We start from the raw sequence: 10,544 nt of genomic DNA, 5'->3' as shown, positions 1-10,544 counted from the left end.
GCGCACACGCGGGCGCCGTTGGCTGCCCCGCTCGAATGTCCGGGCCCGGTCAGGGCCTCGAGGATCACGCGGTAGGCAGCAACAATGAGGCAGGAGCGCATGAAGTGAATGACTCGAACGATTGATTCATGAACACGCTGCCGGAGAACGCCATGCTAGGCTGGACTTGCGCGATGCAGCGTGTGGCATTGACTGTCGGTCGGCGATCGCCGCCCGCTCGGGATAGGAATAAGAGCGCAGGCCGCTATATCGGCTCGACCTTGGGAGTGTAATCTGACAACGACGCATGCTCAAGTGCGCTATGTCCGCGTCACTCGCGACGATTCCGGCATGCGCCTGGATAATTTTCTGCTGCGAACCTTCCGCGATGTGCCGAAATCGCGTGTCTACCGCATCATCCGAAGCGGTGAGGTCCGGATCAACCGCGGCCGCGCGAAGCCCGGCACCCGCTTGACCGAAGCCGACGAGATCCGTCTGCCGCCGGTTCGCCAGCGCGACCGGCCCGGGCCGGGGCGGCCGCCCGACGCGCTGCTGAAACGCGTCGAGCGCGCGCTGATCGCGGAGACCGACGACTATCTCGTGTTCAACAAGCCGCCGGGGCTCGCGGTCCACGCCGGTACCGGCCTGCGCTTCGGGCTGATCGAAGTATTGCGAGCTCTGAGGCCGGGCGAATTCGTGGAACTGGTGCATCGGCTCGATCGCCAGACCAGTGGCTGCCTGCTGGTCGCGCGTTCACGCGCCGCGCTGGATGGGCTGCGGGCCGCGCTGAACGATGTCTCCTCGAGCAAACGCTATCTCGCGCTTGTAGACGGCCGCTGGCGCCACGGTGCGGTGGAGGTGGACGCGCCGCTGTCACGCGACAACGAGCGCAGCGGTGAACGCATGGTCGAGGTGGACACCCAAGGCGGTCGGACCAGTCTGTCGTGGTTCGAACCGAAGACAGCCTTCACCGACGCGACGCTCATGTCGGTGGCGATCCGCACCGGTCGCACCCACCAAATCCGCGTGCATGCGGCGTACAAGGGCCACCCGGTGGTCGGTGACGACAAGTACGGGGCGAACACCGCGGCCACGCGCTGGCGCGAGCGCGGTCTGCGGCGCATGTTCCTGCACGCGGCCGAGCTCCAGATCGACTACGACGGCCGCCGCCTCGCGTTCGAGGCCGATCTGCCCGCCGATCTGCATCGTGTGCTCGAGCGACTGGACTCGGCGGAATGAAGTCCTACGAGCTGCTGGTATTCGACTGGGACGGCACGCTGATGGACTCGGCCGGCGAGATCGTGGGCTCGATGCAGCAGGCGATACAGGACACCGGGCTGCCCGAGCGCACGCCGGCGCAAATGCGCGAGCTGATCGGGCTCGGACTCAACGATGTCCTGGCGCGGCTGTTTCCGGAGCTCGACACCCGGAAGGTGCGCGCCCGGCTCGACGACTATCGGCGCCGCTACGGCATGCAGCGCTCGCGCGCCGTGCTCTTTCCCAGCGTGATCGCCACGCTGGACGTGCTGCGGGACCGGGATTTCACGCTGGCCGTGGCCACCGGCAAGAGCCGGCGGGGCCTCGACGACGCGCTGGCGTCGAGCGGCACGCGGCATCTGTTCCAGACCACGCGCTGCGCCGACGAATCCGTGCCCAAGCCGGCGCCGGACATGCTGGAGGATATTCTCCTGCGCACCGCCACGCTGCCCGAGCGGGCGCTGATGATCGGCGACACCGAATACGACGTGTCGATGGCGCGCGCGGCCGGCGTCGATTCCGTGGGCGTCGGCTGGGGCGTGCACGATGCCGAGCGGCTGGCCCGCGCCGGCGCGCTCGAGGTGCTGGACAGCGTCGAGGCGCTGCCGGCCTGGCTCGATCGGCGGGCTGCGGGCAAGGCGCGGCAGGACTGACCACCGATCGCGGCCGCGTCGCACCTGGGTGGAATGCGCCTGCCCGGCCGGCGCGTTCGGCAGGGCCGGCGGCAGGCCTCGTCAGCCCCGATCATCGCTACCGGCCCGCGCGGCCGATCCCGTCCACTACTCGACGGGCCGGCGGGTGCGCGAAGACGTGTGCGCTCGGCGCGAGCCGCGGCGCACAGGCGTGATCCCGCGCGCTGGGCGAATCACAAGACCACCTCGCGCGAGTTCCGACGACGCATCGTGCAGCCGGGCCCGAGGGCACAGGCTTGCGGCCCGTCGATCAGTCGCCTGGCCGGATCGCCGTACTCGATGCGTTCCGGGCTGTCGGCCGGCGTCGGGCGGCCTAGGGGACGGCGATGCCGACCCGGGCCAGAAAGTGCCGCAGCGCGATGAGCGGCAGGCCGACCAGCGTGCTCGGGTCGCGCGACTGGATCGACTCCACCAGTGCGATGCCCAGGCCCTCGGATTTGATGCTGCCCGCGGTCGCGGTCACATCCTCTGCGGCGACATAGCGCCGAATCTCGTCGTCGCCCAACTCGCGGAAGGTCGTGGTCACCGTCTCGACCGTGAGCAGCGGCGTGTCCAGGCCGGGAGCGCAGACGCAAAGACCGGTGTGGAAGTACACGGTTTGCCCCGATTGCTGCTGCAGCTGTTCGATCGCGCGCTCGCGGCTGCCGGGCTTGCCGAGAATGGTGCCGTTGACGTCGGCGACCTGATCGGAGCCGATCACGATCGCCTCCGGCCACATCGAGGCCACGCGCTCGGCCTTCGCTCGGGCGAGGCGACGGGCGAGATCGATCGGCGGTTCACCCGGCAACGCGGTCTCGTCGACATCGGGGGCGGTCGCTTCGAAGCGGACGCCGAGCTGACGCAGCAACTGGCGGCGCCACGGAGAGCTCGATGCGAGAATGAGCAGCGGATGGTCCTTGGCCATGATATGCAGCGCTTGCGGTGGAACTGGGTGGGCAAGGATAATGGATCACGGCCCTCGGGGCGCGCGGTCCGGCCGGGCGCGCCTGCCAAAGGCGAAAATCTTTGACTTGCCCCGATCCGGGGCCTATCATCGCGCGCCATGTACGAGCCGGGCACGCTGGCACATCACGTCGACTATCGGCGGCTGGCGACCCAGCGGCGCGAGGTGAGTGGTGCGATCACTCTCGGGCGGTTGCCGCGCGTGGCGGCCGTCTGCGCTCGCCGGCCGGGCGAGGACGACGAGGTCGAGGCCGAACTCCGGTTCTTCGAGGACGCCCAGCGGCGCGTTCGCGTCGAGGGCTCGATTCGGACGACGCTGACGTTGATCTGTCAGCGCTGTCTGCGAGACTACGCGCAGGCCATGGACGCTCCGATCGCCGGGGTGGTCGTGGGCAGCGACGAGGCCGCGGCGAACGTGCCGCGCGCCGATGAGCCGGTGCTGGCCGAGGGCGACACGCTCGACCTGCACGCGCTGATCAGCGACGAGTTGTTGCTCGCGCTGCCGAGCGTGGGTCGCTGCGAGCGGGCGGACTGCTGCTCGCGCCACGCGGCCGAACCGGAAGCACCGGCGCCCGAGGCCGATGAACGACAGTTCCCGTTTGCCGGGCTCGACCGGCTGACGCGGGACGATTAGACGACACGACGAACACACCCATCTGATACAGGCGAAAGGCCATGGCCGTTCAGCAGAACCGCAAATCCCGCTCCAAGCGCGACAAGCGTCGCACCCACGACCGCATGGTGCGGCCGACGCTTTCGATCGACGCGACCACGGGCGAGACCCATCGACGTCACCACGTCACGCGTGACGGCTTCTACCGGGGCCGCCGCGTCGTCGAACTCGGCGACGACGTCTAGCCACGACGACGCTCCGGCGGGTCACCGGCCGAGTGGTCGCGTGACCCGCCCGCATTGTCATGATTCGTATTGCCGTCGACGCCATGAGCGGCGACCGTGGCCTTCCTGTGGCCGTGGATGCCGCGCTGGCCAGTCTTGAGGCGCATCCGGAGCTCGCGCTCGTGCTCGTCGGCGACGAAGCCGCCCTGCGCGAGGAACTCGGGCGGCGCCGCAAGGCCGATCGTTTCGACGACCGCCTGCGTCTGCATCACGCCGGCGAGGTCGTGGGCATGTGCGAGTCGCCGGCCCGCTCGCTGCGCCAGAAAAAGGATTCGTCCATGCGCGTGGCGATCAACCTCGTGCAGGCGGGCGAGGCCGAGGCCTGTGTGTCCGCGGGCAATACCGGCGCGCTCATGGCCACCGCGCGCTTCGTGCTCAAGACACTGGCCGGCATCGATCGACCCGCGATCGTGTCGCCGATCCCGTCGCGTCGCGGTCGCACGCTGATGCTGGATCTGGGCGCGAACGCCGAGTGCACGCCCGAGCAGCTGTTCCAGTTCGCGGTGATGGGTGCGGTGCTGGCGCACGCGGTGCACGGCATCGAGTCGCCGCGCGTGGGCCTGCTCAACATCGGGGCGGAGGAGATTAAGGGCAATCTCCAGATCCAGCAGGCCGGCAAGCTGCTCGCGGACAGCGAACTCAACTACATCGGCTTCGTCGAGGGCGACGACATCTACATCGGTGACGTCGACGTCGTCGTCTGCGACGGTTTCGTCGGCAACGTGGCGCTCAAGACCAGTGAAGGGCTCGGCAAGCTGATCGCCCAGTTCCTGCGCGAGGAGTTCTCGCGCAACGCGCTGACCCGCACGGCCGCCTTCTTCGCCATGCCGGTGCTCAAGGCCTTTCGTCTGCGCGTGGACCCCCGGCAATACAACGGCGCCACCCTGGTCGGCCTGCAGGGGACGGTGATCAAATCCCACGGCGACGCCGATGCGGTTGCCTTCGCCAGCGCGATCAACGTCGCGCGGATGGCGGTCGATCAGCAGGTGCCCCGGCGCATCCACGATCTGCTCGCGCACAACCTGGGCGAGTAGGGCGGCGCCCGCTACGCCGCGCGTATGGCGACGGCGGCCGCCCGGTCGCCCCGTTCGACGCTTTTCGGTTGTGCTCGAACGATTGATTCGGCGCCCCTAAATCCCTATATCCTGCGTACAGCGACAACGGGGCCACCCCGCGCGGCGCCGTGCCGGTGCACGCGAGCCGAGGTGCACGTCATGAGTGACAAGGACAAACCGAATCCGATGGTCGAGGACGACGGCGATACCGCCGTCCAGGCCAGCGAGCCCAAGACCAAGCAGCCGCCGCTGTACAAGGTGGTGCTGCACAACGACGACTACACCCCGATGGAGTTCGTCGTCGAGGTGCTGACCACCTATTTCAGCCTGAGCCGGGAGCAGGCGGTACAGATCATGCTTACCGTGCATACGCGCGGCAAGGGCGTTGCCGGCACCTATACCGCCGAGGTCGCCGAGACCAAGGTGGCACTGGTCAACGACCATGCGCGTGCCCACCAGCACCCGCTGTTGTGTACTATGGAAAAAGCCTGATCGCCGCCGATCGGCGGTGGACGATCCGGCCTCAATCGAACGCCAAGTTCGGGGACGCAAAATGCTGAGCCAGGAACTGCAAACCGCACTCGATGCCGCCTTCATGGTGGCCCGGCGGCAGCACCACGAGATGCTGACCGTCGAACACCTGCTGATGTCGTTGCTCGACAATCCGGCGGTGATCGAGGTGCTGGAGTCGGTCAACGCCGACATCGCGCGCCTGGAGCGCGAACTCAAGAGCTATATCGATACCCACGTGCCGGTCGTGCCGGCAGGTGAGGACCATGAGGTGCAGCCGACGCTGGGCTTCCAGCGCGTGCTGCAGCGTGCGGTCTATCACGTGCAGTCGTCCGGCAAGAAAGAGGTCACGGCGGTCAACGTCCTGATCGCGATCTTCTCCGAGCAGGAGTCCCACGCCGTGTACCTGCTCGGCGAGCAGGGCGTCACCCGGCTGGACGTGGTCAATTTCGTCTCCCACGGCGTGAGCAAGTCGGGCGAGGAGTCCGGCGAGCAGCCGACCGACAGCGCCGAGAAGACCGGCGACGAGGCGGGCGAGTCGAAGTCGGCGCTGGACCAGTACGCCACCAATCTCAACCGCAAGGCCGCCGAAGGCCGGGTCGATCCGCTGATCGGCCGCGATCAAGAGATCGAGCGGGTGGTGCAGACGCTGTGCCGGCGGCGCAAGAACAATCCGCTGCTGGTCGGTGAGGCCGGTGTGGGCAAGACTGCGATCGCCGAGGGGCTGGCCCGTCAGATCGTCGACGGCGAGGTGCCGGATGTGCTCAGCAAGAGTGTGATCTACGCGCTGGATCTCGGCGCGCTGATCGCCGGCACCAAGTATCGCGGCGATTTCGAGAAGCGGCTGAAGGCGGTGCTGGCCGAACTGGGCAAGCAGGAAGGCTCGGTCCTGTTCATCGACGAGATCCACACGGTGATCGGTGCCGGCGCGGCCTCCGGCGGCGTCATGGACGCCTCCAACCTGCTCAAGCCGAAGCTCGCCTCGGGCGAGCTGCGCTGCATGGGCGCGACCACCTACCAGGAATACCGGGGCGTGTTCGAAAAGGACCGCGCGCTGGCCCGTCGCTTCCAGAAGATCGACGTGCCCGAGCCGACCGTCGCGGATACGGTCCAGATTCTGCGCGGCCTCAAGGATCGCTTCGAGAGCCATCACCAGGTGCGCTACACGCAGCCGGCGCTGGAAGCCGCGGCCGAACTCTCGGCGCGTCACATCAACGATCGGCATCTGCCCGACAAGGCCATCGACGTGATCGACGAGGCTGGCGCGCGGCTGCGTCTGCGGCCCTCCGGCAAGCGTCGCAAGACCGTGCAGGTGCGTGACATCGAGGACATGGTCTCGCGCATCGCGCGGATTCCGTCGAAGACCGTCTCCCGCGACGATCGCGATGTCCTCAAGACGCTCGAACGCGATCTCAAGCTCGTGATCTTCGGCCAGGACGAGGCCGTCACTTCGCTGGCAAGCGCGATCAAGATGTCGCGCTCCGGGCTGGACAACCGCGACAAGCCGATCGGCTCCTTCTTGTTCGCCGGCCCGACCGGCGTGGGCAAGACCGAAGTCACGCGCCAGCTCTCGCTGCATCTGGGCGTCGATCTGATCCGCTTCGACATGTCGGAGTACATGGAGCGGCATACCGTATCCCGTCTGATCGGCGCGCCGCCGGGCTATGTCGGCTACGACCAGGGTGGCCTGCTCACCGAGGCGGTGACCAAGCAGCCGCACTCCGTGGTGCTCCTCGACGAGATCGAGAAAGCGCATCCGGATATCTTCAACCTGCTACTGCAGGTCATGGACCACGGCAAGCTGACCGACAACAACGGACGCGAGGCGGACTTCCGCAACGTGATCCTGGTGATGACGACCAACGCCGGGGCCGAGGACATGGCCCGGCGTGGTATCGGCTTCAACCCGTCGGACAACAGCAGCGACGGGCTGGAGGCGATCCGACGCGGCTTCACGCCCGAGTTCCGCAACCGGCTGGATTCGATCATCCAGTTCCAGCCGCTGCAGGGCGAGGTCGTCGAGCGGGTGGTCGACAAGTTCATTCTGCAGCTGGAGGCCCAGCTCGAGGCCCGCGGCGTCGAGCTCGTGGTCGAGCAGGAAGCCCGCCACTGGCTCGCCGAGCGCGGCTACGACGTGAAGATGGGCGCACGTCCGATGGGGCGGGTGATCCAGGAGCACATCAAGAAGCCGCTCGCCGAGGAGCTGCTCTTCGGTCGGCTCGCCGACGGCGGTCGCGTCGTCGTGCGGGTGCACGACGACGAACTGGAGCTCGACGTGTCGCCGAAGGAGACGGCCGAGGCCTAACCCCGGCCAGCGGAACGGCATATTCGGGGCGGCGCCGACGGGGTTGGCGTCGCCCTGACGCGTTCTTTGCGCTCAGTCGACGGTGACGCGATTGACCTCGGCCAGGCCGAGAACGCCCGTGCGGACTTTCTGCAGCCCGGCTTGGCGGAGATCCAGTACGCCGTCGGATTCGGCCTGGCGCTCGATGTCGCGCGCATTGCCGCCGTCCATGATGATCTGTCCGATGGCGTCGGTCACCGGCATCACCTGATAGATGCCGACACGGCCGGAATAGCCCTTGGTGCAGTTGTCGCAGCCCTCGAGATTCGCCTCGAAGATCCTCAGGTGGTCGATCTCGTCCTCGCGAAAGCCCTCCGCCACGAGCTCCGCGGCCGGAATCTCGGCGGGCTGCTTGCAGTGCGGGCACAGGCGGCGCGCCAGTCGCTGGGCGATGATCAGCGAAACCGAGGCGGCGATGTTATAGGCCGGCACGCCCATGTTGATCAGGCGCGTGAGCGTCTGCGGTGCGTCGTTGGTGTGCAGCGTCGACAACACCATGTGGCCGGTCTGCGCCGCCTTGATTGCGATCTCGGCGGTTTCCAGGTCGCGGATCTCGCCGACCATGATCACGTCCGGATCCTGGCGCAAAAAGGCGCGCAGGCAGGTCGCGAACGTCAGCCCGACCTTCGGGTGGACGTTGACCTGATTGATGCCCGAGAGATTGATTTCCGCCGGATCCTCGGCCGTCGAGATGTTGCGGTCGGCGGTATTGAGGATATTGAGCGCGGTGTAGAGCGACACCGTCTTGCCGCTGCCGGTCGGGCCGGTGACCAGGACCATGCCGTAGGGGCGATGGATGGCCTCCTCGAACAGCGCGCGCTGGGCATCGTCGTAACCCAGCGCTTCGATGCCCATCTGCGCGCTGGCCGGATCGAGGATACGCAGCACGATCTTCTCGCCGTGAAGCGTGGGGCAGGTGGACACGCGGAAGTCGATCGCCCGGTTGCGGGACAGATTGAGCTTGATGCGCCCGTCCTGGGGGATGCGCCGCTCGGCGAGGTCCAGACGCGCCATTACCTTGAGGCGCGCCGACAGCCGCATCCCGAGCGCGGCCGGCGGCGCTGCGACCTCGCGCAGCACGCCGTCCTGACGCATGCGCACCCGATAGCGTTGCTCGTAGGGCTCGAAGTGGATGTCCGAGGCCCCCTTGTGGATTGCGTCCAGCAGCACCTTGTTCACGAACCGCACCACCGGCGCATCGTCGGAATCCACCCGCGTCGCGTCGGGCAGCTCGGTTTCGCCTTCATCCACGCCGAGATTGTCCAGCGAGACGTCGTCGAGGCCGGCCATGGCACTGTCGATCGCGCTGAACGCGCTGTCGATCGCGCGCGCGAGCTTGTCCTGCTCGACCAGTACGGGCTCGATGTTCAGCCCCGTGTTGAACTGGAATTCGTCGAGGGCGGCCAGATTGGTTGGGTCGGCCACCGCGAGAAACAGGTTGCGTCCGCGCTGGAAGATCGGCAGCGCGCCGTGTTTGCGGATCAGCGACTCGGACACCTTCTGGACCGGCGCCTGGGCCAGATCGATCGCCCGCAGATCCAGCAGCGGCATCGAGAACTCCTCGCATGCCGCCTTGGCCAGAACGGCGGCGCTGAGCAGGCCCCGATTCACCACGCGGGCGACGAACGACTCCTCGTCGCGGACGGCCTCGCGCTGCGCCTGCGCCGCGGTCTCCGCCTCGATCAGGCCGTCCTCGACCAGCTGCCGCGCCAGACCGCCGAGGGCAGGCGACGACGCGTTGCGCCTGTTCATCGCCATGGAGGCATCCCCGGACGGCCCGAACGTGGCCGTTCTGTGGAATGGCCTGCCACAAAAGCCCCGACACGGGTGGCCAGCGGGCGCGGAGGAAGATCGACGTGCGTCAGCAACGGTACGGATTCTATGGTGTTTGTCATGACGCTACCATGCGCGATCGACCACAAACCGGGAAGATACGTGAAAAACATATTCGAGGCCCTGCGCGAGAGCCACGACAAGCAGCGTCGCCTGCTGGACGCGCTCACGGATACGCATGGCGACAGCGATACGCGCGACGGCATCTTCGCGGCCTTGAAGGCCGAACTGGCCCACCACGCGGCGGCGGAAGAGCGGTATTTCTATGTGCCGTTGATGGAATACGACATGACGCAGGAAAAGGCGCGCCACAGCGTCGCCGAACACCACGAGATCGACGAACTGGTCGAGTCGCTGGAGACCACCGACTACAGCTCGCCCGCGTGGCTGAGCGATGCGAAAAAGCTGCGGAAACTGGTCACGCACCATCTGGAAGAAGAGGAACAGGAGGTTTTTCAACAGGCCGGACGGGTGCTCGGTGAGGAAGAAAAGACCGATCTGGCAACACGATATGACGCGTTCATGGACGAAATGTCCGCCTGATTCGGGACGATCGCCCGGGGTGATTGAGGTCACTCCGTTCGAGGCCTGCAGCCGGCAACGGAAAATACCGTCCGGCTCGGCGATCGAGCGCATCTGTGTGATCGTGTTCCGAATCTCGTCGGTCCCGACACGTCTCGCCGATGGTTTTCGGTTCGCTCGGTTTCGTGATCAGCGAGCCGAGGCCCGGAACCGGCCGACGGCGAGATCACGCCCGCCGGCCGCAGCCGCGGGACAGTGGCGCGAGTTGGCGGTCAACGCCGATCGGTCAGATCCTGCGCTCCATCAGCGGCGGCGCAATGCGCGCAGCAGTAGATGCGACCCCCGCCTTCCACGCCGTGTCCAAGTACGCGACATCCACACTGGGGACAGGTCGGAGCGAGCCGGTGCGCTGCACATTCGAACGAATCGAAAGTGTAGCGCTTGCCGTCCATCTCCACGACGAACGCCTTGTCGTAGTCGTTGCCGCAACAGTCGCATCGAGCCATGATGTCT

At 67.1% G+C, this 10,544-nt stretch carries 10 protein-coding genes; 8 read left to right on the top strand and 2 right to left on the bottom strand.

Annotated elements, in window-relative coordinates:
• Positions 1-330 precede the first annotated feature (330 nt).
• Positions 331-1,218, top strand: a complete 888-nt coding sequence (locus SAOR_RS00545) for an RluA family pseudouridine synthase (RefSeq protein WP_123629752.1) — start codon at positions 331-333, stop codon at positions 1,216-1,218.
• Positions 1,215-1,889, top strand: coding sequence for an HAD family hydrolase (locus tag SAOR_RS00540; protein WP_123629751.1), 675 nt, complete (start codon positions 1,215-1,217; stop codon positions 1,887-1,889). Before SAOR_RS00545 ends, SAOR_RS00540 begins: the two co-directional genes overlap by 4 nt.
• A 352-nt stretch (positions 1,890-2,241) precedes the next feature.
• On the opposite strand, the gene SAOR_RS00535 is transcribed toward SAOR_RS00540, so the two are convergent.
• The gene (locus tag SAOR_RS00535) at positions 2,242-2,832 is read right to left on the bottom strand and encodes a Maf family protein (protein ID WP_123629750.1); all 591 of its coding nucleotides are present in this window, start codon (positions 2,830-2,832) and stop codon (positions 2,242-2,244) included.
• A gap of 138 nt (positions 2,833-2,970) precedes the next feature.
• Between SAOR_RS00535 and SAOR_RS00530 the strand changes: the two genes are divergently transcribed.
• The 5 genes from SAOR_RS00530 (at position 2,971) to clpA (ending at position 7,637) form a co-directional block, all read left to right on the top strand.
• Positions 2,971-3,504 carry a YceD family protein gene (locus SAOR_RS00530; protein WP_123629749.1) on the top strand — a complete coding sequence of 178 codons (534 nt, stop codon included), beginning with the start codon at positions 2,971-2,973 and terminating at the stop codon, positions 3,502-3,504.
• Between the two features lie 41 nt (positions 3,505-3,545).
• Positions 3,546-3,728, top strand: coding sequence for a 50S ribosomal protein L32 (rpmF, locus tag SAOR_RS00525; protein WP_123589785.1), 183 nt, complete (start codon positions 3,546-3,548; stop codon positions 3,726-3,728).
• Positions 3,729-3,787: 59 nt separating this feature from the next.
• Positions 3,788-4,801, top strand: coding sequence for a phosphate acyltransferase PlsX (gene plsX / locus SAOR_RS00520; protein WP_123629748.1), 1,014 nt, complete (start codon positions 3,788-3,790; stop codon positions 4,799-4,801).
• A 180-nt stretch (positions 4,802-4,981) separates the two neighbouring features.
• Positions 4,982-5,314, top strand: coding sequence for an ATP-dependent Clp protease adapter ClpS (gene clpS, locus SAOR_RS00515; RefSeq protein ID WP_123589783.1), 333 nt, complete (start codon positions 4,982-4,984; stop codon positions 5,312-5,314).
• A gap of 61 nt (positions 5,315-5,375) precedes the next feature.
• Complete coding sequence (gene clpA, locus SAOR_RS00510; RefSeq protein ID WP_123629747.1) at positions 5,376-7,637, top strand: ATP-dependent Clp protease ATP-binding subunit ClpA; 2,262 nt, start codon at positions 5,376-5,378, stop codon at positions 7,635-7,637.
• Positions 7,638-7,709: 72 nt separating this feature from the next.
• On the opposite strand, the gene pilB is transcribed toward clpA, so the two are convergent.
• Complete coding sequence (gene pilB / locus SAOR_RS00505) at positions 7,710-9,434, bottom strand: type IV-A pilus assembly ATPase PilB (RefSeq protein ID WP_221179822.1); 1,725 nt, start codon at positions 9,432-9,434, stop codon at positions 7,710-7,712.
• 177 nt (positions 9,435-9,611) lie between these two features.
• On the opposite strand from pilB, the gene SAOR_RS00500 reads away from it, so the two are divergent.
• Positions 9,612-10,052, top strand: coding sequence for a hemerythrin domain-containing protein (locus SAOR_RS00500; protein WP_221179821.1), 441 nt, complete (start codon positions 9,612-9,614; stop codon positions 10,050-10,052).
• Positions 10,053-10,544: the final 492 nt, after the last annotated feature.

This window comes from Salinisphaera orenii subsp. orenii MK-B5 (genome assembly GCF_003788635.1).
GTDB lineage: Bacteria > Pseudomonadota > Gammaproteobacteria > Nevskiales > Salinisphaeraceae > Salinisphaera > Salinisphaera orenii.
Note: the sequence above shows the minus strand (reverse complement) of the source record. Positions and strands in the feature narration are given on the sequence as shown.